This is a genomic window from Pseudomonas sp. URMO17WK12:I12 (genome assembly GCF_000514395.1).
GTDB classification, from domain to species: domain Bacteria; phylum Pseudomonadota; class Gammaproteobacteria; order Pseudomonadales; family Pseudomonadaceae; genus Aquipseudomonas; species Aquipseudomonas mucoides.
Window position 1 is genome coordinate 491,389 of record NZ_KI911392.1, and the last position, 25,519, is coordinate 516,907.

Annotated in this window: 24 protein-coding genes; 18 read left to right on the forward strand and 6 right to left on the reverse strand. The window is 60.7% G+C overall.

The window, feature by feature from the left end:
• Positions 1–5 precede the first annotated feature (5 nt).
• Positions 6–638: a 2OG-Fe(II) oxygenase gene (locus D882_RS0129220; protein WP_027926498.1), complete on the forward strand. Its 633-nt coding sequence runs from the start codon at positions 6–8 to the stop codon at positions 636–638.
• Between the two features lie 2 nt (positions 639–640).
• The gene (locus D882_RS0129225) at positions 641–1,126 is read left to right on the forward strand and encodes a DUF523 domain-containing protein (RefSeq protein WP_027926499.1); all 486 of its coding nucleotides are present in this window, start codon (positions 641–643) and stop codon (positions 1,124–1,126) included.
• Positions 1,127–1,248: 122 nt separating this feature from the next.
• On the opposite strand, the gene D882_RS0129230 is transcribed toward D882_RS0129225, so the two are convergent.
• Entirely contained in the window at positions 1,249–1,833 is a 585-nt protein-coding gene (locus D882_RS0129230) for a transporter substrate-binding domain-containing protein (protein WP_027926500.1), read from the reverse strand.
• Positions 1,834–1,968: 135 nt separating this feature from the next.
• Here D882_RS0129230 and D882_RS0129235 point away from each other — a divergent pair, with 135 nt between their 5' ends.
• The gene (locus D882_RS0129235; RefSeq protein ID WP_027926501.1) at positions 1,969–2,394 is read left to right on the forward strand and encodes a DUF4399 domain-containing protein; all 426 of its coding nucleotides are present in this window, start codon (positions 1,969–1,971) and stop codon (positions 2,392–2,394) included.
• A 62-nt stretch (positions 2,395–2,456) separates the two neighbouring features.
• Here the strand turns inward: D882_RS0129235 and serA are convergent, their stop codons facing one another.
• Complete coding sequence (gene serA, locus D882_RS0129240) at positions 2,457–3,686, reverse strand: phosphoglycerate dehydrogenase (protein WP_027926502.1); 1,230 nt, start codon at positions 3,684–3,686, stop codon at positions 2,457–2,459.
• A 204-nt stretch (positions 3,687–3,890) separates the two neighbouring features.
• Between serA and D882_RS0129245 the strand changes: the two genes are divergently transcribed.
• The 4 genes from D882_RS0129245 to D882_RS0129260 all read left to right on the forward strand — a co-directional run bounded on the left by D882_RS0129245 (position 3,891) and on the right by D882_RS0129260 (position 8,141).
• The gene (locus D882_RS0129245; RefSeq protein WP_027926503.1) at positions 3,891–5,285 is read left to right on the forward strand and encodes an FAD-binding oxidoreductase; all 1,395 of its coding nucleotides are present in this window, start codon (positions 3,891–3,893) and stop codon (positions 5,283–5,285) included.
• Between the two features lie 36 nt (positions 5,286–5,321).
• Positions 5,322–5,987, forward strand: coding sequence for a fumarylacetoacetate hydrolase family protein (locus D882_RS0129250; protein WP_027926504.1), 666 nt, complete (start codon positions 5,322–5,324; stop codon positions 5,985–5,987).
• Between the two features lie 206 nt (positions 5,988–6,193).
• The gene (locus D882_RS0129255) at positions 6,194–7,120 is read left to right on the forward strand and encodes an SdiA-regulated domain-containing protein (RefSeq protein WP_027926505.1); all 927 of its coding nucleotides are present in this window, start codon (positions 6,194–6,196) and stop codon (positions 7,118–7,120) included.
• A 103-nt stretch (positions 7,121–7,223) separates the two neighbouring features.
• A complete protein-coding gene (locus tag D882_RS0129260) occupies positions 7,224–8,141 on the forward strand; it encodes an SdiA-regulated domain-containing protein (protein ID WP_027926506.1) in 918 nt (305 codons plus the stop codon).
• 131 nt (positions 8,142–8,272) lie between these two features.
• Here the strand turns inward: D882_RS0129260 and rpiA are convergent, their stop codons facing one another.
• Positions 8,273–8,947, reverse strand: coding sequence for a ribose-5-phosphate isomerase RpiA (gene rpiA, locus D882_RS0129265; RefSeq protein WP_027926507.1), 675 nt, complete (start codon positions 8,945–8,947; stop codon positions 8,273–8,275).
• Positions 8,948–9,359: 412 nt separating this feature from the next.
• Between rpiA and ilvA the strand changes: the two genes are divergently transcribed.
• Positions 9,360–10,874, forward strand: a complete 1,515-nt coding sequence (gene ilvA / locus D882_RS0129270; RefSeq protein WP_027926508.1) for a threonine ammonia-lyase, biosynthetic — start codon at positions 9,360–9,362, stop codon at positions 10,872–10,874.
• A 39-nt stretch (positions 10,875–10,913) separates the two neighbouring features.
• Positions 10,914–11,339: a DUF2269 domain-containing protein gene (locus D882_RS0129275; RefSeq protein WP_027926509.1), complete on the forward strand. Its 426-nt coding sequence runs from the start codon at positions 10,914–10,916 to the stop codon at positions 11,337–11,339.
• A gap of 121 nt (positions 11,340–11,460) precedes the next feature.
• On the opposite strand, the gene D882_RS0129280 is transcribed toward D882_RS0129275, so the two are convergent.
• Complete coding sequence (locus tag D882_RS0129280) at positions 11,461–12,117, reverse strand: HAD family phosphatase (RefSeq protein ID WP_027926510.1); 657 nt, start codon at positions 12,115–12,117, stop codon at positions 11,461–11,463.
• Between the two features lie 143 nt (positions 12,118–12,260).
• On the opposite strand from D882_RS0129280, the gene D882_RS0129285 reads away from it, so the two are divergent.
• Positions 12,261–12,740 carry an RNA pyrophosphohydrolase gene (locus D882_RS0129285; protein ID WP_007945562.1) on the forward strand — a complete coding sequence of 160 codons (480 nt, stop codon included), beginning with the start codon at positions 12,261–12,263 and terminating at the stop codon, positions 12,738–12,740.
• A 22-nt stretch (positions 12,741–12,762) separates the two neighbouring features.
• A complete protein-coding gene (gene ptsP / locus D882_RS0129290) occupies positions 12,763–15,042 on the forward strand; it encodes a phosphoenolpyruvate--protein phosphotransferase (RefSeq protein ID WP_027926511.1) in 2,280 nt (759 codons plus the stop codon).
• A 114-nt stretch (positions 15,043–15,156) separates the two neighbouring features.
• Here the strand turns inward: ptsP and D882_RS0129295 are convergent, their stop codons facing one another.
• Positions 15,157–15,903, reverse strand: a complete 747-nt coding sequence (locus tag D882_RS0129295) for an NRDE family protein (RefSeq protein ID WP_027926512.1) — start codon at positions 15,901–15,903, stop codon at positions 15,157–15,159.
• A gap of 124 nt (positions 15,904–16,027) precedes the next feature.
• Here D882_RS0129295 and D882_RS0129300 point away from each other — a divergent pair, with 124 nt between their 5' ends.
• The 3 genes from D882_RS0129300 to D882_RS0129310 all read left to right on the forward strand — a co-directional run bounded on the left by D882_RS0129300 (position 16,028) and on the right by D882_RS0129310 (position 18,734).
• Positions 16,028–16,810, forward strand: coding sequence for a sulfite exporter TauE/SafE family protein (locus tag D882_RS0129300; protein ID WP_027926513.1), 783 nt, complete (start codon positions 16,028–16,030; stop codon positions 16,808–16,810).
• Positions 16,811–16,890: 80 nt separating this feature from the next.
• Complete coding sequence (gene lgt, locus D882_RS0129305) at positions 16,891–17,712, forward strand: prolipoprotein diacylglyceryl transferase (RefSeq protein ID WP_027926514.1); 822 nt, start codon at positions 16,891–16,893, stop codon at positions 17,710–17,712.
• 50 nt (positions 17,713–17,762) lie between these two features.
• On the forward strand, positions 17,763–18,734 hold the full coding sequence (locus tag D882_RS0129310) for a thymidylate synthase (protein ID WP_027926515.1): 972 nt from the start codon (positions 17,763–17,765) through the stop codon (positions 18,732–18,734).
• Between the two features lie 121 nt (positions 18,735–18,855).
• Here D882_RS0129310 and cadR read toward each other — a convergent pair whose 3' ends face one another.
• Positions 18,856–19,305 (reverse strand): Cd(II)/Pb(II)-responsive transcriptional regulator, encoded by a 450-nt coding sequence (gene cadR, locus D882_RS0129315; protein ID WP_027926516.1) that lies wholly within the window; start codon positions 19,303–19,305, stop codon positions 18,856–18,858.
• An 85-nt stretch (positions 19,306–19,390) separates the two neighbouring features.
• On the opposite strand from cadR, the gene D882_RS0129320 reads away from it, so the two are divergent.
• The 4 genes from D882_RS0129320 to D882_RS0129335 all read left to right on the forward strand — a co-directional run bounded on the left by D882_RS0129320 (position 19,391) and on the right by D882_RS0129335 (position 25,478).
• On the forward strand, positions 19,391–21,652 hold the full coding sequence (locus D882_RS0129320) for a heavy metal translocating P-type ATPase (protein ID WP_027926517.1): 2,262 nt from the start codon (positions 19,391–19,393) through the stop codon (positions 21,650–21,652).
• Between the two features lie 16 nt (positions 21,653–21,668).
• On the forward strand, positions 21,669–22,532 hold the full coding sequence (locus tag D882_RS0129325; RefSeq protein ID WP_027926518.1) for a LysR family transcriptional regulator: 864 nt from the start codon (positions 21,669–21,671) through the stop codon (positions 22,530–22,532).
• Positions 22,533–22,677: 145 nt separating this feature from the next.
• A complete protein-coding gene (locus tag D882_RS0129330; RefSeq protein WP_027926519.1) occupies positions 22,678–23,754 on the forward strand; it encodes a putative 2-aminoethylphosphonate ABC transporter ATP-binding protein in 1,077 nt (358 codons plus the stop codon).
• A complete protein-coding gene (locus D882_RS0129335; protein ID WP_027926520.1) occupies positions 23,754–25,478 on the forward strand; it encodes a putative 2-aminoethylphosphonate ABC transporter permease subunit in 1,725 nt (574 codons plus the stop codon). The genes D882_RS0129330 and D882_RS0129335 overlap by 1 nt, the downstream gene beginning before the upstream one ends.
• Positions 25,479–25,519 lie beyond the last annotated feature (41 nt).

The following is a 25,519-nucleotide window of genomic DNA, read 5'->3' on the forward strand; positions in this document are numbered from 1 at the left end:
ATACTATGCGCGGCATGCAAATACCCTCTGATCACCCGCTGCTGTTACGTATCGTTGACGACCTGGCTGCAAACGGCTGGTCGCAACAGAACATTTTCCTGCCTGAGGATCTGACCCGGGCGCTGGCGGCTGAGTGCCGTAAACGTGCAGCCGAGGGTGAACTGGCCCCCGCAGCGGTAGGCCGAGGGCCGTCATCGGAGGTTCGCGAAGGGATTCGTGGCGACCATATCCAGTGGATCGATCCCGGTCAGGCGGAGGCGTGCGACAGCTATCTGGCCTTGATGGACAGCCTGCGCGAAGCGATGAATCGCGGTTTGTTTCTGGGCCTGGAGGATTTCGAAAGCCATTTCGCGCTGTACCCGCCGGGCGCGTTTTACCTCCGGCACGTCGACCGTTTCCGCGATGACGACCGGCGCATGGTCTCGGCCGTGGTGTACCTCAATGACGGTTGGCTGCCCGAGCACGGAGGACAGTTGCGCATGTATCTGGAGGAAGACCGGGCCTACGATGTGGAACCTGTCGGCGGATGCCTGGTGGTGTTTCTGTCCGGCGAAGTCCCCCACGAAGTCCTGCCCGCGACCCGGGATCGCCTGTCGTTGACCGGCTGGTTCCGACGCCGGGGTAACGAGCCGTTCTGATCATGCCAAAGATTCTGGTAAGCCGCTGCCTGCTGGGCCACCGCGTACGTTACGACGGCGGGGCGAGCGGGCCATTCGATCAGCTCCAGCAGTGGCTGGATGAAGGCCGGGTCATCCCGTTGTGCCCCGAAGTGGCTGGCGGTTTGCCGACACCGAGGGCGGCGGCGGAAATTCCTGGCGGGCAGGGCGCTGAAGTGCTGGATGGCCACGCCAGCGTGATCACCACCGACGGCGAGGATGTCAGTGCGCAGTTTCTGTCGGGGGCTTATCAGGCGCTGGAACTGGTGCAAAAGCACGGTATCCGCATTGCCGTGCTCAAGGCCAATAGCCCGTCATGCGGGAATTTGCTGACGTATGACGGAAGCTTCAGCGGCGTGAAGGTGGCGGGTGAGGGTGTGACCGCGGCGTTGCTCAAGCGCAATGGTGTGCAGGTTTTCAGTGAGTTGGAGTTGCCGCAAGCGGCTGCCGCCCTGAGCGCTCTCGACTGACACCACCCCCCTGTAGGAGTGAGCCTGCTCGCGATGGCGGACTAACATTCAACAACTCTGCTGACTGATCCAACGCTATCGCGAGCAGGCTCACTCCTACAGGGGTAGTCATTTGCCCTGAGTCAGGGTTTCGGCGCCACGCTCGAATCCGCCCCAAACCACTTCTTCTCCAGCGCCGCCATCCGGCCATCATCCTTGATCCGCTGCAGCGCACTCTCCAGGCTGGCATGAAACGCCGGGTTGCCCTTCTGAAACGGAATCGCCAAACCCACCGGCGGATTGGCCTTGGGCTTCTCTTCGGCAAACGACTGCGCCAGCAGCATCGAGCGCGGCTCTTCTTTCTTCGCGATCAATTGCGCATCGGTTTGAAGGTAAGGTTCGCTGAAATCGAAACGATCCTTCAGATCCGGGGTCATTGCTATGTGGTTGATGGCGACGTCGTACTTGCCGCTTTCTACGCCGGTCAACAGATCGTCCGAATCGGTGACGACGAAGTCGGAGCGGACATCGAGTTCGTCGGCCAGCAGTTGGCCCAGCTCGACTTCGAACCCGCTGAGCTTGCCTTCATCCTTGAAATTGAAAGGCGGTGTATTAGCCTCAAGAGCAATACGCAGTTCGCCACGGTCGTTGATGTCGTCAATCAGTTCGGCATGAGCCAAAGGGCTCAAAAGGGGTAGCAGGCAGATCAGGCCAGGCAAAAAGCGCATGGTCACTCCTTTGAATTCATTATCGCGATGCTCTGGGTCGGGCTCGCTTTGCTATGGTTGTCGAGTGCCTTCGACAACGATTGACCATGAAGTTGTCATGGTCACGCGGATTTTACGAAAAAACTGGAGAAGAGAATGAAAACGTTTATGTCTCGTGCTGCCTTGGCTGGCCTGCTGATGGGTGTCTCACTGCTGGCCAGTGCGGCCACGCCGGCGCCGGCGGGTGCTTCCGTGAGTATCGTTGAGCCTGGCAGTGGTGCCGTCGTGGGTACGAAATTCAAGGTCAAGTTTGAAGTAAAAGGTATTGCGCTGGCGCCGGCAGGCGACGCTACCGCGAACACTGGCCATCATCACCTGTTGGTCGACGCCAAGAGTACGATCCCTGCTGGCTCTTTGATTCCGGCAGATGCCAACCACATCCATTTCGGCAAGGCTCAGACCGAAACCGAGCTGGAGTTGACCCCGGGCAAGCACACTTTGCAGCTGGAGCTGGGTGACAAGAACCACATGGCTTTCGATCCTCCAATCGTTTCGGAAAAGATTACCGTGACAGTGAAATAACGTTTCCGCAGGCATGAAAAAGGAGACCCGAAGGTCTCCTTTTTTTGTCGCTCAAGTCGCTATCAGAACAACACGCGGCAACGAATGGTGCCGTTGATGTGCTGCAGTTTCTCCTGGGCGATTTCCGAGTAGTCGGCGTCGACGTCGATCACGACGTAGCCGACTTTCTCGTTGGTCTGCAGGAACTGACCGGAGATGTTGATGCCGTTTTCGGCGAACACCTTGTTGATCTCGCTCATCACACCCGGAATGTTCTCGTGGATGTGCAGCAGACGGTGCTTGCCAGGGTGAGCCGGCAGGGCCACTTCCGGGAAGTTCACCGACGATACGGACGTACCGTTGTCGCTGTACTTGACCAGTTTTTCTGCCACTTCCAGACCGATGTTGGCTTGCGCTTCAGCGGTGGAACCACCGATGTGCGGGGTCAGGATCACGTTGTCCAGGCCACGCAGCGGGCTTTCGAACTCTTCGTCGTTGGAGCGTGGCTCCACCGGGAACACGTCGATGGCCGCGCCGATCAGGTGCTTGTCCTTGATCGCGTCCGCCAGGGCGTCCAGTTCGACCACGGTGCCGCGAGCGGCGTTGATCAGGATGCCGCCCTTCTTGATGGCGCGGATTTCCTTCTCGCCGATCATCCACTGGGTGGCTGCGGTTTCCGGAACGTGCAGGGTGACGATGTCGGACATGCCCAGCAGCTCGTGCAGGTTGCCGACCTGGGTGGCGTTACCCAGTGGCAGCTTGGTCACGGTGTCGTAGAAGTACACCTGCATGCCCAGGCCTTCAGCCAGGACCGACAGTTGCGTACCGATCGAGCCGTAACCGACGATGCCCAGCTTCTTGCCGCGGATCTCGAAGGAGTTGGCCGCGCTTTTGATCCAGCCGCCACGGTGGCAGGAAGCGTTCTTCTCAGGGATGCCGCGCAGCAGCAGGATCGCTTCCGCCAACACCAGCTCGGCGACGGAACGGGTGTTGGAGTACGGTGCGTTGAACACCGCAATCCCGCGTTCGCGCGCTGCGTTCAGGTCGACCTGGTTGGTGCCGATGCAGAAACAGCCGACCGCGACCAGCTTCTTCGCGTGATCGAAGATCTCTTCGGTCAGTTGAGTGCGGGAGCGAATGCCGATGAAGTGCGCATCAGCGATCTTTTCCTTCAGCTGGGCTTCCGGCAGAGAACCGGTGAGGTACTCGATGCTGGTGTAGCCCGCCGACTTGAGAACGTCGACAGCCGATTGGTGGACGCCTTCGAGAAGAAGGAACTTGATCTTGCTCTTATCGAGAGAAGTCTTGCTCATCTGCGTAAACCTGTATCCCGGAGAAAAATGGCAGGAAATAGCCAGCAGACGCTGACCCGGACGGCAGGAAAGCCGTCGCCGCAGATTGGCCGTTGGGCACTATGCTGCGGGGTCGGTATGCTAGCATACGCACCCCGCTAAACACTCATTCCTGCGACGTGAAGCGTTCTCAGGATGACCATGAATTGTTCGAGAGTTCTGTCGATGACCAATCCTGCGCTGATTGATGAGCTGAAGACCCTGGTTGAGCCTGGCAAGGTCCTGACCGATGCCGACTCCCTGAATGCTTACGGTAAGGATTGGACCAAGCATTTTGCTCCGGCCCCGACCGCCATTGTGTTTCCCAAGACCACCGAACAGGTGCAGGCCATTGTCCGTTGGGCCAATGAACGCAAGGTGGCGCTGGTGCCGTCCGGTGGACGTACCGGGCTTTCCGCCGCAGCGGTGGCAGCCAATGGCGAAGTGGTTGTGTCGTTCGACTACATGAACCAGATTCTCGATGTGAACCTCACTGACCGCACTGCCGTTTGTCAGCCAGGCGTCGTGACCGAGCATTTGCAGAATGTCGCGGAAGAAAAAGGCCTGTACTACCCGGTGGATTTTGCTTCGGCAGGTTCCAGCCAGATTGGCGGCAATATCGGCACCAATGCCGGCGGGATCAAGGTCATTCGCTACGGCATGACCCGTAACTGGGTTGCCGGCATGAAAGTCGTGACCGGCAAGGGTGACCTGCTGGAACTGAACCGCGACCTGATCAAGAACGCCACCGGTTACGACCTGCGTCAGCTGTTCATCGGCGCCGAAGGCACCCTCGGGTTTGTGGTCGAAGCGACCATGCGTCTGGATCGTGCACCGAAAAACCTCACCGCGATGGTCCTCGGCACCACCGATTTCGACTCGATCATGCCGGTATTGCACGCGTTCCAGAGCAAACTCGACCTGACCGCCTTCGAATTCTTCTCCGACAAAGCCCTGGCCAAAGTCATGGCCCGTGGCGATGTTCCGGCACCTTTCGAAACCGATTGCCCGTTCTACGCATTGCTGGAATTCGAAGCGACCACCGAAGAAGTGGCCAACCACGCGCTGGAAACCTTCGAACACTGCGTCGAGCAAGGCTGGGTGCTGGACGGCGTGATGAGCCAGAGCGAAACCCAGCTGCAGAACCTCTGGAAGCTGCGCGAATACATCTCCGAAACCATTTCCCACTGGACGCCGTACAAGAACGACATTTCGGTCACCGTGTCGAAAGTGCCGGCGTTCCTCAAGGAAATCGACGCGATCGTCGGCGAACACTACCCGGATTTCGAAATCGTCTGGTTCGGCCACATCGGCGACGGCAACCTGCACTTGAACATCCTCAAGCCGGAGAACCTGAGCAAGGACGAGTTCTTCGCCAAGTGCGCGACCGTCAACAAGTGGGTGTTCGAAACCGTCGAGAAGTACAACGGTTCGATTTCCGCCGAGCACGGCGTGGGCATGACCAAACGTGATTACTTGACCTACAGCCGTTCGCCGGTCGAGATCGAGTACATGAAAGCGGTTAAAGCGGTGTTCGATCCGAACGGCATCATGAACCCGGGCAAGATCTTTGCTGTTTGATTTTCGAATGTTCAGAGCACGAATCAGGAGTCGGTAATGAGCTATCAGCACCAGTATGTCGACGGTACGCGTATTCATTTCCCGCTGGGGAAAGTGGTGTGCATCGGCCGTAACTACGCCGAACACGCCAAGGAACTGGACAACCCGGTGCCTACCGAGCCGCTGCTGTTCATCAAGCCGGGCAGTTGCGTCGTGCCGCTGGAAGGTGGTTTTGCCATTCCGACCGAGCGCGGTTCGGTGCACTACGAAGCGGAAATCGCTGTGTTGATCGGCAAGCCGTTGTCGACCAAGCCGAGCCGCGAAGAAGTGCTGGACGCCATCTCCGGTTTCGCTCCGGCACTGGACCTGACGCTGCGCGACAAGCAGGCGGAGCTGAAATCCAAGGGCCTGCCGTGGGAAATCGCCAAGTCGTTCGACGGCGCGGCGGTGATCGCGCCGTTCGTGTCTGGTAGCACCTTTGCCGACCTGACCGACATTGGCATTCGCCTGACCATCAACGGCGAAGTGCGCCAGGATGGCAACAGCAGCGCGATGCTCAACCCGATCGTGCCGATGATCCAGCACATGGCCGGCTGCTTCTCGCTGCAGGCCGGTGACGTGATCCTGACCGGCACGCCGGTGGGCGTTGGTCCGTTGAATGTCGGCGATGAGATTGTTCTGGAGTTGCCTGGTGCGAGTAGCTTCACCAGCAACGTGCGCTAACCCCAATACTGCAAAAACCCTGTGGGAGCGAGCAAGCTCGCTCCCACATTGGTATTTAGTGGTTTCAAGTCCTGCGACAGGTAGGGCAATCCCGCCATTTCCCGTTTTTTTCACATTTCGTCTGGATAATTCCGGGGCTTGCGGCGTCTGAGCCGGCCCCAATTGTGCTATTACCCCTAGCCTGAATTTCTGGAATGCATCCCTCAATGGCCACCCCACCGCTGTCGACTCTCAAAACAACCCGCCGCTCGCGCTTCGCGCTGCCTTGGTATGCCTGGCTGTTGCTGGTGGCGGTCATTGCGTACGGCGTTGCCTTTGCAATGCATTGGGATAATCGCGGCGTGCTCTGGGTGAAAGAGCAATTCAAGAGCCCGGCCGAGCGTCAGGCCAGTATCTGGCTTCCGGACTACCGGGCAGTGATCGATGCCAAGGTATTGCCGGGCATGGAAAAGGACGAAGCTTCGGACCTCGCTTACGATCCTCAGACCAAAACGCTGTTTTCGGTCATGGGCAAGAACCCGTTTCTGGTCGAGCTGAATCTTCAAGGCGATGTCCTGCGCAAAATGCCGCTGGTGGGCTGGAGCAACCCGGAAGGTGTCACGGTGCTGGGCAACGGCCTGCTGGCGATTGTCGATGAGCGCGAGCACTTGATCACCGTCGTCAAGGTCGATGCCAACACCCGTGAATTGAACATCGCCGACTTTACGAAGTACGACCTCGGGCCTTCGAAAGACCAGAACAAGGCCTTTGAAGGGGTTACCTGGGATTCGCAAAACCAGCAGCTGCTGCTGGGCGAAGAGCGTCCGCCGGCCTTGTTTGCCTGGAAAGGTGACGGCCGGGTCCTGACCGGTGACAAGCTGAAGCTGGCCAGTCATGCGCTGGACATGCGCAACCTGTCGGCGCTGGCCATTGATCCGCGCACGGGCCACATGCTGGTGCTGTCTGCCGACTCGCACTTGTTGATGGAGCTGGACAAAAAGGGTGAGCAAGTCAGTTTCATCACCCTGTTGCGCGGCTTCAACGGCCTGAAGAACACCATTCCCCGGGCCGAAGGCGTGACCATGGACGAAGCGGGCAACTTGTACATGGTCAGTGAACCCAACCTGTTCTACCGCTTCGAAAAGCAGAAATAGTCGCCACACACCCGCGGTTGTGGTCGCAAGCCACTGACCATTAAGCTTGAATTCATACGGGCGTGATATTTCATCCGCCCGTTTTGTTTTCGAGCTCGCCTGAATGCGCCGACTTGCCCGTCCCAAACCCCTCGTTTTGATCCTGTCAGTGATTGCGCTGATCGCGCTGGTTGCGGTCGGCCAATACATGCGCCTGTTCGAGCGTGCCTGGTTCAACCTGCATACGCTTTGGCAGCCGCAGAGCAGCGTATCCATTGGCCTGGATCAATATCGGGTCGACATCGAGGCACGGGTGATCGACGGGCTGGACGATAACGTCTCGGCGCTGACGTTCGATCCGGTGCGCAAAAGCCTGTTCACGGTCACCAATAAAGATTCCGAGCTGATCGAGCTGTCGCTTGAGGGCAAGATCCTGCGGCGCGTGGCCTTGATTGGTTTCGGTGATCCGGAGGCGGTGGAGTTCATCAGCGCCGACACCTACGTGATCACCGATGAGAGCCAGCAACGGCTGATCAAGATTCGCCTGGAACCGGATACGACGTTCCTTGACGGGGCGGATGCCGAGCAGATGGTTCTCGGCGTGCACATGGGCAGTAACAAGGGGTTTGAAGGGCTGGCTTACGATTCGGTGGGCAAACGGTTGTTCGTCGCCAAGGAGCGCGACCCAATGCTGATCTACGAAGTGCAGGGCTTCCCGCATTACAACCCGGAGAAATCCTACGCCGTGCACGTGGTGAACAACCCCAAGCGCGATGCCGGGATGTTTGTGCGAGACCTGTCGAGCCTGCAATACGACGAACGCAGCGGCCATTTGCTGGCGCTGTCCGACGAGTCGCGGCTGATTATTGAACTGGATGTGGACGGTCGACCGCTGAGTACAATGTCACTGAACAAGGGGCGCCAGGGCCTGCAAAAGACCGTGCCGCAAGCGGAAGGCATCGCCATGGACGACGACGGCACGATGTACCTCGTCAGTGAGCCGAACCTGTTCTACGCCTTCAAAAAACCCGCGCAACCCTAAAACCCCTCCCTAAAAAAGCACTGTGGGAGCCGGACTTGCCCGCGATGAGGTCGTGTCAGTCGATAAATATGTGACTGATATACCGCCATCGCGGGCAAGCCCGGCTCCCACAGGTTGGCGTTGCGGCGGGCTTACTCGGCGCGCAGGGTTTTCACGCCTTCACTGGTGCCCAGCAACAGCAGGTCCGCTGGACGCGCCGCGAACAGGCCGTTGGTGACCACGCCGACAATCGCGTTGATCTGGCGTTCCAGTTCAACCGGATTGGTGATCTGCATGTTGAACACGTCGAGGATGATGTTGCCGTTGTCGGTCAGCACGCCTTCGCGGTAAACCGGGTCGCCGCCCAGTTTCACCAGCTCGCGGGCCACGTGGCTGCGGGCCATCGGGATCACTTCGACCGGCAGCGGGAACTCACCGAGCACCGGCACCAGTTTGCTGGCGTCGGCGATGCAGATGAAAGTCTTGGCCACGGCCGCGACAATCTTCTCGCGGGTCAGGGCAGCGCCACCGCCCTTGATCAGGTTCAGGTGCGCGTCGCTTTCATCGGCGCCGTCGACGTAGAACTCCAGGTCGCTGACCGTGTTTAGCTCATACACCGGAATGCCATGGCCTTTAAGGCGGGCGGCAGTGGCTTCGGAGCTGGCGACCGCGCCGTCGAACGCGCCTTTGTGCTTGGCCAGGGCGTCGATGAAGCAGTTGGCAGTGGAGCCGGTGCCGACCCCGACGATGCTCTTGTCGTCGAGTTTCGGGAGGATGAAGTCGACGGCGGCCTGAGCCACTGCCTGTTTGAGTTGATCCTGGGTCATGCGGGCTCCGAAAGCGGGCAGGGGGAAACGGAAAGGCCGGCATTATAGCCCCATGCGGGGTTAAAACCTCTTGATTCGTGTGGTCGCCCGGCCGAAAGCCGGGTTAGACTCCGAGGGTCTGTTGACGTTTGGTGGTGGGCCGCGTTGTGCGCCAAATTGCGCGAGGCAAGGCGCGGGATGCCGCCCATGGTCGTTCCCTTGGCAAATCCCGCAACGCAGCCTCGCGCAATTTGGCGCACAACCCGAAGGGACGGTGCCAATTTTGCGCAGGGCTGCGTTGCTCGGAACTTATTTGGAACAACCAAACTGCGTTCCTCGCGCCTTGCCCTGCGCAAAATTGGCCTCCGTCGCGGCCCGCCACCAAACGTCAACAGACCCTAACCCTGCCCAACCCGCTCAGTGATGCTTTCCGATGCTCGAACAGTACGTCAAAAAGATCCTCACCTCGCGCGTTTATGACGTTGCCGTAGAAACCCCATTGCAGACTGCCCGCCAGCTCTCCGAGCGGCTGGGCAACAGTGTCTGGCTCAAGCGCGAAGACTTGCAGCCGGTGTTCTCGTTCAAGATTCGTGGCGCTTACAACAAGCTGACCCAGTTGACCGATGAAGAGCGTGCTCGCGGCGTGGTCACGGCGTCGGCGGGCAACCATGCGCAAGGCCTGGCCCTGGCGGCGAAAGTGTTGGGCGTGAAAGCCACCATCGTCATGCCCAAGACCACCCCGGAAATCAAAGTCGAAGGCGTGCGTTCGCGCGGCGGCAAAGTGGTGCTGCACGGGGATTCGTTCCCGGAAGCCCTGGCCTACTCGCTGAAACTGGTCGACGAAAAAGGCTACGTCTACATCCACCCGTACGACGATCCCCACACCATTGCCGGGCAGGGCACCGTGGCGATGGAGATTCTGCGCCAACACCCTGGCCGTCTCGACGCTATTTTCGTTCCGGTCGGTGGCGGCGGCCTGATCGCCGGCATCGCGGCGTACGTGAAATACCTGCGCCCGGAAATCAAGATCATCGGTGTCGAGCCAGACGACTCCAATTGCCTGCAAGCGGCGATGGCGGCCGGCGAGCGCGTGGTATTGCCGACCGTGGGCATCTTCGCCGACGGCGTGGCAGTGGCGCAGATCGGCCAGCACACTTTCGACATCTGCAAAGACTATGTCGATGACGTGATCACGGTCAGTACCGATGAGATCTGCGCGGCGATCAAGGATATCTACGACGATACCCGCTCGATCACCGAGCCGGCCGGCGCGTTGGGTGTGGCGGGAATCAAGAAATACGTCGAGCAGAACGGCGTCACCGGCCACACTTTCGTGGCCATCGACTCCGGCGCCAACGTCAACTTCGACCGTTTGCGCCACGTCGCCGAACGCGCCGAACTGGGCGAGGGCCGTGAAGCGATCATCGCCGTGACCATCCCCGAGAAACCGGGCAGCTTCAAGGCGTTCTGCGAAGCCATCGGCAAGCGCCAGATCACCGAATTCAACTACCGCTACAACACCGGCAGCGAAGCGCACATTTTCGTGGGCGTGCAGACGCACCCGGAAACCGATCCGCGCAGTGCGCTGCTGGCGAGCCTGACCGAGCAGGGCTTCCCGGTGCTGGACCTGACCGACAACGAACTGGCCAAGTTGCACATCCGTCACATGGTCGGTGGTCGTGCGGCGCAGGTGGTCGACGAAGTGATCCTGCGCTTCGAATTTCCGGAGCGTCCGGGTGCGCTGTTCAACTTCCTCAACAAGCTGGGCGGGCGCTGGAACATCTCGATGTTCCACTACCGCAACCACGGCGCGGCGGACGGTCGAGTGGTCGCGGGCCTGCAAGTACCGCACGACGAGCGTCATCTGGTACCGGCGGCGCTGGAAGAAATCGGTTACCCGTACTGGGACGAAAGCGATAACCCGGCCTATAAGCTGTTTCTGGGCTGAGCGGCTACGCTGATGGGCAGGTCATAAGGAAATCGGACAATGGAAACGTTAACTGCCCTGAAAGTGGCGCACATGGTTGCAACGGTGGTGTTGCTGATCAGTGCGCTGGGCTTGGGGATCTGGGTTTTTATCGCGCGACGCAAAGGTGACGCGACGGCCGGCAGCCGCACCCTGCAACGGCCACGGGTGTTCATCTGGTTGTTGATGGGCCTGGCGCTGTTGAGCATGCCGTTCACCGGCTGGGGGATGGTGCATCTGGTGGGCTGGCCGTTGGGGCAGACGTGGTTGTTGGCGTCGAGTGTGCTTTACACCGTGGCGGCGTTGGCGTGGTTTTGGCTGTTGGTGCGGCTTAACAAGCTGCGCAAGACGCCGGGAGGGGTGGGGAGATTTACCTTTGCCTTGGCGTTGTTCAGTTTTGTCTGCTTTGTCGCCATTGCGGGGTTGATGGGTGCCAAGCCTGTTTAAGGGTAGAGACTGAGTCGACCCAATCGCGGGCAAGCCCGCTCCCACAGGGTTCACTGCTGTAAATGCTTTCTATGTCACGCAGCAGAACCTTGTGGGAGCGGGCTTGCCCGCGATGGCGATTTCAATCGCGCAACGAAATCACCGGCCATCCACGCTTCTCGGCCTCGGCGCGCAAATTCGGATCCGGATCCACCGCGACCGGATTCGTTACCTGCTCCAGCAACGATAAATCATTCATCGAGTCGCTATAGAAATAGCTGTCTTCCAACGAATGCCCGGTTTCTTCCAGCCAACGAGTCAACCGCGTCACCTTGCCTTCGCGAAAGCACGGCACATCGGTGCTGCGCCCGGTATAACGGCCATCGACCATCTCGCACTCGGTGGCGATCAGGGTTTCAACCCCCAGGCGCTGGGCGATCGGCCCGGTCACGAAACGGTTGGTCGCGGTGATGATCACCAGTTTGTCCCCGGCCTCGCGGTGTCTGGCCAGCAATTCGATGGCCTGCGGCAACACGATCGGCTCGATGCAATCGCGCATGTAATCGAGGTGCCATTGATCCAGCGTGGCCATTTCGGTGCGCCCGAGCACTTCCAGGCAGAAGTTCAGGTAAGCGTCGTTATCCAGCTTGCCAGCCAGGTAATCCTGATAGAACTCGTCGTTGCGTGCCTTGTAGGCGACGGCGTCGAGAAAGCCGCGCTCGCACAGGTAATCGCCCCAGGCGTGGTCACTGTCGCCGCCCAGCAGGGTGTTGTCCAAGTCGAATAAAGCCAGACGCATTGCAGTTACTCGCTGAAAAGTCTGTAGAAAGGCGCCCAGAATACGGACTTTTCACAAGAGTGCACATAAGGTCGGTCGGCGCGTTGCTGCTTTCACAACCTTTGTGGAACAATGCGGCGACATGCGTTTGCGAGGTTGTTGCCGTGATCGACCCCGATGGTTTCCGCCCCAATGTCGGGATCATTCTCACGAATGATGCCGGACAGGTGCTATGGGCTCGCCGTATCAATCAAGATGCCTGGCAGTTTCCTCAGGGCGGGATCAACCCCCAGGAGACGCCGGAAGACGCCTTGTACCGCGAGTTGAACGAAGAAGTGGGTCTTGAGCGCGAAGATGTTGAAATTCTCGCCTGCACCCGGGGCTGGTTGCGCTATCGTTTGCCGCAACGTCTGGTCCGTACCCACAGCCAACCGCTGTGCATCGGCCAGAAACAGAAGTGGTTTCTCCTGCGCCTGATCTCCAACGAGCAGCGGGTGCGGATGGATTTGACCGGTAAACCGGAATTCGATGGCTGGCGCTGGGTCAGCTATTGGTATCCGTTGGGCCAGGTGGTGACATTCAAGCGCGAGGTGTATCGACGCGCTCTCAAAGAGCTTGCCCCGCGCCTTTTAACGCGCGACTGACGACGGAGTTCGACCCCGAGCCATGCTCAATACGCTGCGCAAGATCGTCCAGGAAGTTAACTCCGCCAAGGATCTCAAGGCGGCGTTGGGCATTATTGTATTGCGCGTCAAAGAGGCCATGGGCAGCCAGGTCTGCTCGGTCTATCTGCTTGACCCCGAGACCAACCGCTTCGTGCTGATGGCGACCGAGGGCTTGAACAAGCGCTCGATCGGCAAAGTCAGCATGGCGCCCAATGAAGGTCTGGTCGGCCTGGTCGGCACGCGTGAAGAACCGCTGAACCTCGAAAACGCCGCGGATCACCCGCGCTACCGCTACTTCGCCGAGACCGGTGAAGAGCGCTACGCCTCTTTCCTCGGGGCGCCGATCATTCACCACCGCCGCGTCGTCGGCGTGTTGGTCATCCAGCAAAAAGAACGCCGCCAGTTCGATGAAGGTGAAGAAGCCTTTCTCGTGACCATGAGCGCGCAGCTTGCCGGCGTTATTGCTCACGCCGAGGCCACCGGTTCGATCCGCGGCCTGGGCCGTCAGGGCAAAGGCATCCAGGAAGCCAAGTTCGTCGGTGTGCCGGGTTCACCGGGTGCAGCGGTCGGTACGGCGGTGGTTATGTTGCCTCCGGCCGATCTGGACGTGGTGCCGGACAAGACCATCACCGACATCGACGCTGAACTGGCGTTGTTCAAGACGGCCATCGAAGGCGTGCGCGCCGACATGCGCGCGTTGTCCGCCAAATTGGCCTCGCAACTGCGCCCCGAAGAACGGGCCTTGTTCGACGTCTACCTGATGATGCTCGCCGACGAGGCGCTGGGCAGCGAAGTGACCACGGTGATCAAGACCGGCCAGTGGGCCCAGGGTGCGTTGCGCCAAGTGGTCACTGAGCACGTCAACCGTTTCGAATTGATGGACGACGCCTACCTGCGTGAGCGCGCCTCGGACGTCAAGGACCTTGGCCGGCGTTTGCTGGCGTATCTGCAGGAAGAGCGTCAGCAGAATCTGGTCTACCCGGAAAAAACCATTCTGGTCAGCGAAGAACTGACGCCGGCGATGCTCGGCGAGGTGCCGGAAGGCACGCTGGTCGGTCTGGTCTCGGTCCTCGGTTCAGGCAACTCCCACGTCGCGATCCTGGCCCGGGCAATGGGCATCCCGACGGTGATGGGCCTGGTCGACCTGCCCTATGCCAAGGTCGACGGCATCGAATTGATCGTCGATGGTAATCGCGGCGAGGTCTACACCAACCCGAGCGACGTGCTACGCAAGCAGTTCGCCGAAGTGGTGGAAGAAGAGAAGCAGCTGGCACTCGGTCTCGACTCCCTGCGCGACTTGCCGTGCGTGACCCTCGACGGTCACCGCATGCCGCTGTGGGTCAACACCGGCCTGCTGGCGGACGTGGCGCGGGCGCAGAAGCGTGGCGCGGAAGGCGTGGGTCTGTACCGCACCGAAGTGCCGTTCATGATCAACCAGAGGTTTCCGAGCGAAAAGGAGCAGTTGGCGATCTACCGCGAGCAGCTCGCCGCGTTCCATCCGCAACCGGTCACCATGCGCAGCCTGGACATTGGCGGCGACAAGGCGTTGTCGTACTTCCCGATCAAGGAGGACAACCCGTTCCTCGGCTGGCGCGGGATTCGCGTCACCCTCGATCACCCGGAAATCTTCCTGGTGCAGACCCGCGCCATGCTCAAGGCCAGCGAAGGCTTGAACAACCTGCGGATTCTGCTGCCGATGATCTCCGGCACCCACGAACTCGAAGAAGCCCTGCACCTGATTCACCGGGCCTGGGGTGAAGTCCGCGACGAAGGCACCGACGTGCCGATGCCGCCGATTGGCGTGATGATCGAGATTCCGGCGGCGGTGTACCAGACCAAGGAACTGGCGCGGCAAGTGGACTTCCTGTCGGTCGGCTCCAACGACCTGACTCAGTACCTGCTGGCCGTGGACCGCAACAACCCACGGGTGGCCGACCTTTACGACTACCTGCACCCGGCGGTGCTTCAGGCGTTGCAGAACGTGGTGCGTGATGCCCATGCCGAAGGCAAGCCGGTAAGCATCTGTGGTGAGATGGCCGGTGATCCGGCAGCAGCGGTGCTGTTGATGGCGATGGGCTTCGACAGCCTGTCGATGAACGCCACCAACTTGCCGAAAGTGAAGTGGATGCTGCGTCAGATCAACCTGAGCAAGGCCAAGGATTTGCTCGCAGAGCTGATGACCATCGACAACCCGCAAGTTATCCACAGCTCCCTGCAACTGGCGCTGAAGAACCTTGGGTTGGCGAAAATGATCAATCCGGCTTCAGTGAAGACCCTCTAAAACTTGGCTGGCTCCATCGCGAGCAGGCTCACTCCTACATTGGAACTGTGACCGACGCACATCCAGTGTAGGAGTGAGCCTGCTCGCGATAGGGGCAGTCCTCACAACACACAACTAAAGCCTGATCTCCACTTCCCCCAGATGCCCCCCATACGGCCCGAAACTCCTTTCGACCATATGTCGCGTCCCATCCGCCTGAACAATCAACGCCGTACTCGCCCGCGTCCCATAACTCTGGCTGGCTATAAATACACTCGACAACAACGTCTCGGTCGCCAGCCCGACCCCGGTGTCCGGCAGTTCGGTAAACGGCGCCGTCTGCGCATCCCCCAACAATGCCAGCAACGCCTGGGGTTGCGGGTCTGCCAAGACTTCTTCCAGTGCCGCCCGGGCCTTGAGCAGTTTTGGCCATGGCGTATCGAGCCCGGCGTTCGACAATCCGTAAACACCCGGGGGCAGCATCACCGCCTCAGATTCCCGCGCATTGAAGTGCCACAGCTCGTTGGTATTGCCGATCAGCAGATTAAACCCGGCATATTCGATGTAACGTCGGACAACATCGCTCAAATAGTCATCAATCGAGCGGTCACCCAACAGAAACCCCGCCACCAGTTCACCGCGGGATTTACGCGATGGCGGCTGATGCGGATCACGAATATTGGTCAGTGCCGCAAAGCGCCCATTGGCGCCAATACCCAGCCAGGTGCCGCCGGCTTCCTGGTCACGGCCGGCGTAAACGTTGGGCGCTTCGGGCCATTGCGCCAGAGGCAGGCTCGGGCGGGCATAGAATTCGTCGCGGTTGGCCGCCACGATCAGCGGCTGGGCGTGGCCAGGCCGCCAGGCGAAGACAATCAGGCACATAAGGTGGTCCTTGTGTGTTTTTTGCTCACTCTACGCAGTCCTCGCCCGTCGTTCCATCGCCTTGCGCAGTGGAGCGTTGCCCCCTCCATCCGTTACCATGCCCCCCTTCTTCGGGGATGCATCCATGGAATTTCTGCTTTACCTGGCGCTGGGCGCCTGCGCAGGCGTGCTGGCCGGGCTGTTCGGGGTCGGCGGCGGGATCATCATCGTCCCCGTGTTGGTCTTCAGTTTCACCTTGCAGGGCTTTGACGCATCGATCCTGACCCACCTGGCGGTCGGCACGTCCCTGGCGACGATTATCTTTACCTCGGTCAACGCCGTACGCGAACACCATCGTCGTGGCGCGGTGCGTTGGCCGATTTTCGTCTGGATGACCGTCGGCATTCTGATGGGCGCCGGTTTCGGCGCGCTGACCGCCGAAGCGATCTCCGGCCCGAACCTGCAGAAGATCATCGGCGTGTTCGCCCTGGTCATCGCCGCGCAACTGGCGCTGGACGTCAAACCCAAGGCCAGCCGAACGGTGCCGGGCAAACTCGGTCTGACCCTGGCCGGTAGCGTGATTGGCTGGGCCTCAGCGATTTTCGGGATTGGCGGCGGCTCCTTGACCGTGCCGTTCCTGACCTGGCGCAGTGTACCGATGCAGCAAGCCGTGGCCACATCGTCGGCCTGTGGTCTGCCGATCGCCTTGGCCAGTGCATTAAGTTTCATGATTCTGGGGTGGCACGATCCATTGCTGCCGGCCCATAGTCTCGGTTTTGTGTACTTGCCGGCGCTGCTGGGGATCGCCCTGACCAGCATGGTGTTCGCCCGTATCGGCGCGCGACTGGCCCACAGGCTGTCGCCGAAGTTGCTGAAAAGACTGTTTGCCGCTTTGCTGTTCTGCGTGGGCCTGAGCTTTCTGCTCTGACACGTTTCGCAATCCTGGCTTAATCCTGAGGTGGCAGCGTCACCCGGGAATTTTGGTTTCAACTCTAACGAGGAGTCGCAATGCTGCCTTACCCGCAGATCGACCCGGTGGCCCTGGCCATCGGTCCGCTGAAAATCCACTGGTACGGCTTGATGTACCTGATCGGCATTGGCGGCGCCTGGCTGCTGGCGTCCCGCCGGTTGAACCGGTTCGACCCGACCTGGACCAAGGAGAAACTCTCCGACATGGTCTTCTGGATGTCGATGGGCGTCATTGTCGGCGGCCGTTTGGGGTATGTGCTGTTCTACGATCTGCACGCCTATCTGGCCAACCCGACGCTGATTTTCGAAGTGTGGAAGGGCGGCATGTCGTTCCATGGCGGTTTCATTGGCGTGATGCTGGCGGCGTTGTGGTTTGGCAAGAAGAACAACAAGTCGTTCTTCCAGCTGATGGACTTCGTTGCACCCATGGTGCCGATCGGCCTGGGCGCCGGGCGTATCGGCAACTTCATCAACGCGGAGTTGTGGGGCAAGCCGACCGACGTGCCATGGGCGATGATCTTCCCGCCGTTCAGCGATCCGTCGCAGTTGCCGCGCCATCCGTCGCAGCTGTACCAGTTCGCGCTGGAAGGCGTCGCGCTGTTCCTGATCCTGTGGCTGTTCTCGCGCAAGCCGCGGCCGACCATGGCGGTATCGGGGATGTTCGCGCTGTTCTACGGCATCTTCCGGTTCATCGTCGAATTCGTCCGCGTACCGGACGCGCAACTGGGCTATCTGGCCTGGAACTGGCTGACCATGGGTCAGGTGCTCTGCGTGCCGATGATCGTCGGTGGTCTGTTCCTGATCTGGTTGGCGTATCACCGCGCCCCGGCGACCCCGGCGACCCCAGCGGCAGCCGTATAAATTCGAACCCCGGGGGCGACGGCCTCCGGGTTCAAGGACACAGGTAACTCATGAAGCAATATCTCGAACTGGTCGCCCACGTCATCAAGAACGGCACCAAGCAAGCCAACCGTACGGGCGTGAACACCATCAGCTTTCCGGGCGCGATGCTGCGTTACGACCTGAAAGAAGGGTTCCCGGCGATCACCACGCGCAAGATGGCCTTCAAATCGGCCATCGGCGAGATGTGCGGTTTCCTGCGTGGCGTGAACAACGCCGCCGAATTCCGTGCACTGGGCTGCAAGGTCTGGGACCAGAACGCCAACGAAAACGCGCAGTGGCTGGCCAATCCGTTCCGCCAGGGCGACGACGACCTCGGCGAGATCTACGGCGTGCAATGGCGTAAATGGCCGGCGTACAAGCAGATCCCGGTCAGCAACCAGGCCGCCATCGAGCAGACTCTGAGTCAGGGCTACCGCCAGATCGCGGAGGGTGAAGAAGACGGCCAGGCCTACGTGGTGCTGTACAAGGCGATCGACCAGATCCGCCAGTGCGTCGACACCATCATCAAGGACCCGGGCAGCCGCCGCATCCTGTTCCACGGCTGGAACGTTGCCCAGCTCGATGAAATGGCCCTGCCGCCGTGCCACCTGTTGTACCAGTTCCACCCGAATGTCGAGACCAGGGAAATCTCCCTGACCCTCTACATCCGCTCCAACGACCTGGGCCTGGGCACACCGTTCAACCTCACCGAGGGCGCCGCGCTGCTGAGCCTGATCGGTCGCCTGACCGGGTATACGCCGCGCTGGTTCACCTATTTCATTGGTGATGCGCACGTCTACGAAAACCACCTGGACATGCTGAATGAACAGCTCAAGCGCGAGCCGTTCCCGATGCCGAAACTGGTGATCAGTGATCGTGTGCCGGAGTTCGCCAAGACCGGTGTTTATCAGCCGGAGTGGCTGGAGTTGATCGAGCCGGGCGATTTCTCGCTTGAGGGGTATCAGCACCACGCGCCAATGACCGCGCCAATGGCGGTCTAAGCCTTAACACATAACCCTGTGGGAGCGGGCTTGCCCGCGAAAGCGGTTTGTCAGTCACATCAACGTTGGATGTGCCGCCGTCATCGCGGGCAAGCCCGCTCCCACAGGTTTTAGGGGGGCTTTAATGCCCGTGGCTTCTCCCGACATGAGAATGCTCAACCTCCGTCGCCACAACCCCGCCACTCACTTCCAACCGCTGCAAAATCCCGCACTGATCAATCTCCGGCCCTTCGCCACAGCGTTGGCGCAGGTCGAGCAGTTGTGTCTGCAATGCCAATAACCCATCAATCCGCGCCTTGACGTGGTGAATGTGCTCATCGATCAGCGCATTCACGCTTTCACACTGATCCTGCGGGCTGTCGCGCAAGGCCAACAGGCTGCGGATCTCTTCGAGGGTCATGTCGAGGGTGCGGCAGTTGCGGATGAAGGTCAGGCGTTCGGCGTGGGCCTGGGTGTAGACGCGGTAGTTGCCGTCGCTGCGGGCCGGTTCCGGCAGCAGGTTTTCGCGCTCGTAATAGCGGATGGTTTCGACGGCGCAGTCGGTGAGTTTGGCCAGTTCTCCGATCTTCATGACGGCAATCTCCAAATGGGTGCTTGACCCTATAGTGGCTACAGGGTCTTTACTTGGCAACAGGCACCTTCATGGACGCGACCCGATGAGCGATTCCCGACACACCCACACACACGAGGCTGGGCACGATCACAGCCACAAACTGCAGCCTGTGCAGAAACATGAGCATGGCGGGCACGGTGATTCCTGCTGTTCCGCCAAAGTGGCGGCGCCATCGCTGATCAAGTTGAGCGAAACGCCAACCGCCGGTGCGCGGCTGAGCAGCTTCCGCATCGACGCCATGGACTGCCCGACCGAGCAGACGCTGATCCAGAACAAACTGGGCAAGCTTGCGGGTGTGCAACAGCTGGAATTCAACCTGATCAACCGCGTGTTGGGCGTGACCCACGACCTGCCGAGCACTGCGCCGATCATCGAGGCAATCAAGTCGCTGGGCATGGTGGCCGAACCGCTGGAGCAGGGTGTCGAAGCGCCAGCGCCGACCCCCGAGAAAAAGCACTGGTGGCCTCTGGCACTGTCCGGCGTGGGGGCGCTGGCGGCAGAAGTGATCCACTTCACTAGCGCCGCGCCGGACTGGGTGGTGGCGATCATCGCGCTGATTTCGATCCTCAGTGGCGGCCTCACCACTTACAAGAAAGGCTGGATCGCGCTCAAGAACCTCAACCTGAACATCAACGCGTTGATGAGCATCGCGGTCACCGGCGCGATCCTGATCGGGCAATGGCCGGAAGCGGCGATGGTGATGTTCCTGTTCACCGTGGCCGAGTTGATCGAAGCCAAATCGCTGGACCGGGCGCGTAACGCCATTGGCGGCTTGATGCAGATGACCCCGGAACAGGCGACGGTGCAGCAAGCCGACGGCAGCTGGGTCACGCAAGAGGTCAAAACCATCGAGCTCGGTGCGCGAGTGCGGGTGCGTCCCGGCGAGCGGATTGGCCTGGACGGCGAAGTCGTGTCGGGCAGTTCGACCATCGATCAGGCGCCGATCACGGGCGAAAGCCTGCCGGTGGAGAAGACCGTCGGCGACAAAGTTTTCGCCGGCACCATCAATCAGGCGGGGTCTCTGGAATATGCGGTGACCGCAGCGGCCAACAACTCGACGCTGGCGCGCATTATCCACGCCGTCGAACAGGCTCAGGGTGCCCGGGCGCCGACCCAGCGTTTCGTCGACCAGTTTTCCAAAATCTACACCCCGGCGGTCTTCATTCTTGCTCTGGCGGTCGCGGTCATTCCGCCGCTGTTCATGGGCGCCGTCTGGTTTGACTGGATCTATCGCGCGCTGGTGTTGCTGGTGGTGGCTTGCCCATGCGCGTTGGTGATTTCCACTCCGGTGACCATCGTCAGCGGCCTCGCGGCGGCGGCGCGCAAAGGGATTCTGGTCAAGGGCGGCGTCTATCTGGAGGGCGGTTACAAGCTCGATTACCTGGCCTTGGACAAGACCGGCACGATTACCCATGGCAAACCGGTGCAGACCGATTATTTGTCGCTTGATCCCACCGCAGACGCCACTGCCCCGGCGATTGCCGCAGCGCTGGCCGGTCGCTCGGATCACCCGGTGTCGCTGGCCATTGCCAACGCGGCTGCCGATAAACAATTTGCGCCGCTGATTGTGGATAACTTCGAAGCGCTGGCCGGTCGCGGTGTGAAGGGGCAAGTCAACGGCCAGACCTACCACTTGGGCAATCATCGTCTGGTCGAAGAGCTGGGCCTGTGCTCGCCGCAACTGGAAGAAAAACTGTTCGCGCTGGAGAAGCAGGGCAAGTCCGTGGTGCTGCTGCTCGACCCGTCCGGTCCGCTGGCGCTGTTCGCCGTGGCCGACACCGTTAAAGAGAGCAGCCGTGAAGCGATCCGCCAGTTGCATGAGCTGGGCGTGAAAACCCTGATGCTCACCGGCGATAACGTCCACACCGCGCAGGCGATTGCCGCACAAGTCGGTATCGACGAGGCCAAGGGCGACCTGCTGCCGACCGATAAACTGCAAGCCATCGAAGCCCTTTATGCACAGGGCCATAACGTCGGCATGGTCGGCGACGGCATCAACGACGCGCCGGCGCTGGCCCGGGCCGAGATCGGCTTTGCCATGGCGGCGGCCGGTACCGATACCGCCATCGAGACCGCTGATGTCGCCTTGATGGACGATGATTTGCGCAAGATTCCGGCGTTCATCCGCTTGTCGCGCCAGACCTCCAGCATCCTGAAACAGAACATCGCCCTCGCTTTGGTCATCAAGGCGATCTTTCTTGGGGTAACCTTCGCCGGGATCGCTACCATGTGGATGGCGGTGTTCGCCGACATGGGCGTGAGCCTGTTGGTGGTGTTCAATGGTTTGCGCCTGTTGCGCAAATAAGCGATGAGGAGCGGGTGTGCTGAGTGCCGAGCTGAAGGCGTTTTACATGGTGGCCCGCCTGGGCAGCATTACCCTGGCGGCGAAGAAGCTTGGCCTGAGCCAGCCCACGGTGACGACGCAGATCCGCCATCTGGAAAGTCAGTACTCGGTTGAACTGTTCTACCGTGGCGGCCGCCGCCTCAGCGTCAGCGAAGAAGGCGCGCGGCTGCTGCCGATGGTCAAGGCATTGTTGCAGCAGGAAGCCGACATCGAGTTTTTCCTGCGCAACAGCGGTCAGGTCCAGGGCACGTTGCGCATCGCGGCCACGGCGCCGTATTACATCCTTGATCTGGTGAAGGCCTTTCGCGAGCGCCTGCCGCAAGTGGAAGTGTCGGTGGAAATCGGCAATTCCCAACAAGTGCTCGAAGCGCTGGAGGACTACCGGGTGGATGTCGCGGCGTCCTCGCAATTGCTCGACGATGCGCGGTTGATTCGCCGGGTGCTGGGCAGCGATCCGTTGGTGTTGGCGGTGCATCGCAATCATCCGCTGGCGGTTCACGACCATGTGCCGCTGAGCGCATTGGCCGGGCATACGTTGTTGATGCGCGAATCGGGCTCGACCACTCGGCGTCTGACGGAAGAGTTACTGGCCAGCGCCGGGGTGAGTTTCGGGCCGCTGCTGGAGATTGGCAGCCGTGAATCGATCCGGGAGGCGGTGCTGCGCAACATCGGCATCAGCATCATTGCCCGGCAGGAAGTGCCGCACGATCCGCAACTGCGGGTGCTGACCATCGAGAATGCGCCGCAGATTCCCGAGTACCTGTATTGCCTCAAGGAGCGCAAAGGCGCGCGGCTGCCAGCGGCGTTTCTCGGGTTGGCGCAGGAAATGGCACCTGCCTGATGATCGTTTCCCACGCAGAGTGTGGGAACGATCGACGGTGAACCAAAATCCCTGAATACCACTATCAGCCATTTTTGCCTCACTGCCACATGACGGACGCATTGCATCCCTAGGATGGCCTTCATCTGCTTGATGAGGCCTGTCCATGAACCACTCGATCGCAACTGCCCTGACCAACCCCGGCGCCCCGATGAAGGTGCGCGGCGTACAGAAACGCTTCGGCGCCTTTACTGCGCTGGATAACGTTTCCCTCGACGTGGCGGCCGGCGAACTGGTGTGTCTGCTGGGCCCGTCGGGTTGTGGCAAAACCACCTTGCTGCGCTGCATCGCCGGCCTGGAAAAACAGGACAGCGGCGAGTTGTACCTCGGTGATCGCGACGTTTCCCACTTGGCCCCCCAGGCGCGGGACTACGGCATTCTGTTCCAGTCCTACGCACTGTTCCCCAATCTCACCGTCGAAGCGAACATTGCCTACGGCCTCGCCGGCAGCGGTCGCGACGAAGTGCGCAAGCGTGTCGGTCAGATGCTGGAACTGGTCGGCCTGATCGGCAGCGAGAAAAAGTACCCCGGCCAATTGTCCGGCGGCCAACAGCAACGCGTCGCCCTGGCTCGGGCCCTGGCGCCGGCGCCTTCGTTATTGCTGTTGGACGAACCGATGTCGGCACTCGACGCCCGGGTTCGCGAGCACCTGTGCACCGAACTGCGCCAATTGCAGCGCAACCTCGGCATCACCACCCTGATGGTCACGCACAATCAGGACGAAGCCATGCTGATGGCCGACCGCATCGCCGTGATGAACAACGGCAAGGTCGAGCAGTACGCCACGCCGCAGGAAATCTACGACCGTCCGGCCACGCCGTTTGTGGCGGAGTTCGTCGGCCAGGGTAACTGGCTGCCGTTTCGCCGCAGCAGTGACAGCCACGCCCAGGTCGGCGGGCTGAACATGCGCCTGGCCGATGGCAGCGCAAAAACTGCGTCGGGCCGTTTGTTCTGCCGCCCGGAGGCGATCAACGTCAACCCGCTGGTGCATGAAGAAAACCTGTTCCCGGCCAAGGTTCGCGAGATTACTTTCCTCGGCAACCGCTGCCGCATGAGCTTCGAACTCGACCAATTGCCGGGCCATCCGTTGCTCGCCGAACTGGCACCGGAAGCCATGCCGCGCCTCGGCGCCCAGCACATCATGGTTGCCTTGCCGCCGCGCAGCCTGCAGGTGTTTGCCTGATGAGCGCGAACATCGCGCTGCCGATACCGCACAAGCAGGTTCGGCAGACCTCCCGTGCCGAAATCGGCGACCGGGTGTTCGTGGTCGGCGGCAAAGTCCTGTTGCTGGTATTGCTCGGCGTCGCGGTGTTGATGCCGTTGCTGGCGATCTTCTGGCGCGGCTTCAGCTCCGAAGCCGGGCAGGGCGGTGGTCTGGTGGCCGCACGGGAGTTGGTCACCAGCGAAAATTTTCACTGGCTGTTGGGTAATAGCCTCAAGGTTTCCCTCAGCGTCGCGGCGATTGTCGTACCGCTGGCCTATCTGTTTGCCTACGCCCTGCAACGCACATTGATTCCCGGCAAAGGCATCTGGCGTGGGATTTCGCTGCTGCCGTTGATGGCGCCGTCGATGCTGCCTGGTATTGCACTGGTCTATCTGTTCGGCAACCAGGGCATGTTGCGTGGTTTGCTCTCGGACAACATCTACGGCTTCTGGGGCATTGTGCTCGGCGAGGTCATCTACACCTTCCCACACGCCTTGATGATCCTGCTGTCGGCGCTGTCCCTGGCGGATGCGCGACTGTTCGATGCTGCCTCCAGCATGGGTGCGAGTCCGGCAAAAGCTTTCCGCAGCATTACCTGGCCGGCGACGCGTCAGGCTGTGTTCGCCGCGTTCTGCCTGGTGTTTACGTTGACCATCACCGACTTCGGCGTGCCTGTGGTGGTCGGTGGCGACTACCAGGTGCTGGCGCTGGAAGCCTATAAAGCGGTGGTCGGCCAGCAGCAGTTCGGTCGCGGCGCGTTGATCGGCATGGTCCTGCTGTTGCCGGCGCTGTTCAGCTTCGGCGTCGATGCGTGGTTGCGTCGACGTCAGGGCGACGCCATGAGCGGGCGTGCGCAAGTCTTCAAACCCGCGCCATCGAAACTGCGCGACGGCTGCTACCTGGGCATCGTGTTGCTGATCAGCGCGGCGTTGCTGTTGGTGTTCGGCATGGCGATCTTCTCTTCGCTGGTCAAATTCTGGCCGTACAACCTGTCGCTCTCGCTCAACCACTACCAGTTCAACGACACGGCGGGTGGCGGCTGGCTGGCGTATAGCAACAGCGTGAAGATGGCGTTGTGCACGGCGTTGATCGGCAGCGTGCTGATCTTCACCGGCGCTTACCTGATGGAAAAAACCAAGGGCCAGCGCGGACTGAATCTCACCTTGCGCATGCTCAGTTTCGTACCGATGGCGGTGCCGGGACTGGTGCTGGGCCTGGGTTACGTCTTCTTCTTCAACCTCACCGGCAACCCGCTGCATGTGCTTTACGGGACCATGACCTTGCTGGTGGTCTGCACCATTGCTCACTATTTGACCACCGCGCAGATGACCGCCACCACCGCACTGCGTCAGCTCGACGCCGAGTTTGAAGCCGCCGCGCTGTCGCTCAAGGCGCCGCTGTATCGACACTACCTGCGCGTCACCGTGCCGATCTGCCTGCCGGCGCTGCTGGACATCGTGCGCTACCTGTTCGTCTCGGCCATGACCACTGTCTCGGCGGCGATCTTCCTCTACAGCCCTGACACCATCCTCGCGGCGGTGGCGGTGCTGAACATGGACGACGCCGGCAACGTCGGCGGCGCGGCGGCGATGTCGACCCTGATTCTGTTCACCTCGGCGGGTGTGTCCCTGCTGCTGGCCTGGGCCTCGCGCGGTTTGCTGCGCCGTTCCCAAGCCTGGCGGCAGACCGCGCCTGGCCACTGATTCTGCCCGTGACTCAACCCTCAAGCCTCAACTCAAAAAAC

What these genes read in the sequence shown, in the direction of transcription:
- D882_RS0129255 (WP_027926505.1), top strand. Translation starts at nt 6,194, where the DNA reads ATGGCCACCCCACCGCTGTCGACTCTCAAAACAACCCGCCGCTCGCGC.
- lgt (WP_027926514.1), top strand. Translation starts at nt 16,891, where the DNA reads ATGCTGCCTTACCCGCAGATCGACCCGGTGGCCCTGGCCATCGGTCCG.
- D882_RS0129245 (WP_027926503.1), top strand. Translation starts at nt 3,891, where the DNA reads ATGACCAATCCTGCGCTGATTGATGAGCTGAAGACCCTGGTTGAGCCT.
- ptsP (WP_027926511.1), top strand. Translation starts at nt 12,763, where the DNA reads ATGCTCAATACGCTGCGCAAGATCGTCCAGGAAGTTAACTCCGCCAAG.
- D882_RS0129320 (WP_027926517.1), top strand. Translation starts at nt 19,391, where the DNA reads ATGAGCGATTCCCGACACACCCACACACACGAGGCTGGGCACGATCAC.
- cadR (WP_027926516.1), bottom strand. Translation starts at nt 19,305, where the DNA reads ATGAAGATCGGAGAACTGGCCAAACTCACCGACTGCGCCGTCGAAACC.
- D882_RS0129230 (WP_027926500.1), bottom strand. Translation starts at nt 1,833, where the DNA reads ATGCGCTTTTTGCCTGGCCTGATCTGCCTGCTACCCCTTTTGAGCCCT.
- D882_RS0129250 (WP_027926504.1), top strand. Translation starts at nt 5,322, where the DNA reads ATGAGCTATCAGCACCAGTATGTCGACGGTACGCGTATTCATTTCCCG.
- rpiA (WP_027926507.1), bottom strand. Translation starts at nt 8,947, where the DNA reads ATGACCCAGGATCAACTCAAACAGGCAGTGGCTCAGGCCGCCGTCGAC.
- D882_RS0129260 (WP_027926506.1), top strand. Translation starts at nt 7,224, where the DNA reads ATGCGCCGACTTGCCCGTCCCAAACCCCTCGTTTTGATCCTGTCAGTG.
- D882_RS0129335 (WP_027926520.1), top strand. Translation starts at nt 23,754, where the DNA reads ATGAGCGCGAACATCGCGCTGCCGATACCGCACAAGCAGGTTCGGCAG.
- D882_RS0129295 (WP_027926512.1), bottom strand. Translation starts at nt 15,903, where the DNA reads ATGTGCCTGATTGTCTTCGCCTGGCGGCCTGGCCACGCCCAGCCGCTG.
- D882_RS0129235 (WP_027926501.1), top strand. Translation starts at nt 1,969, where the DNA reads ATGAAAACGTTTATGTCTCGTGCTGCCTTGGCTGGCCTGCTGATGGGT.
- D882_RS0129220 (WP_027926498.1), top strand. Translation starts at nt 6, where the DNA reads ATGCGCGGCATGCAAATACCCTCTGATCACCCGCTGCTGTTACGTATC.
- ilvA (WP_027926508.1), top strand. Translation starts at nt 9,360, where the DNA reads ATGCTCGAACAGTACGTCAAAAAGATCCTCACCTCGCGCGTTTATGAC.
- D882_RS0129300 (WP_027926513.1), top strand. Translation starts at nt 16,028, where the DNA reads ATGGAATTTCTGCTTTACCTGGCGCTGGGCGCCTGCGCAGGCGTGCTG.
- D882_RS0129275 (WP_027926509.1), top strand. Translation starts at nt 10,914, where the DNA reads ATGGAAACGTTAACTGCCCTGAAAGTGGCGCACATGGTTGCAACGGTG.
- D882_RS0129330 (WP_027926519.1), top strand. Translation starts at nt 22,678, where the DNA reads ATGAACCACTCGATCGCAACTGCCCTGACCAACCCCGGCGCCCCGATG.
- D882_RS0129225 (WP_027926499.1), top strand. Translation starts at nt 641, where the DNA reads ATGCCAAAGATTCTGGTAAGCCGCTGCCTGCTGGGCCACCGCGTACGT.
- D882_RS0129280 (WP_027926510.1), bottom strand. Translation starts at nt 12,117, where the DNA reads ATGCGTCTGGCTTTATTCGACTTGGACAACACCCTGCTGGGCGGCGAC.
- D882_RS0129310 (WP_027926515.1), top strand. Translation starts at nt 17,763, where the DNA reads ATGAAGCAATATCTCGAACTGGTCGCCCACGTCATCAAGAACGGCACC.
- serA (WP_027926502.1), bottom strand. Translation starts at nt 3,686, where the DNA reads ATGAGCAAGACTTCTCTCGATAAGAGCAAGATCAAGTTCCTTCTTCTC.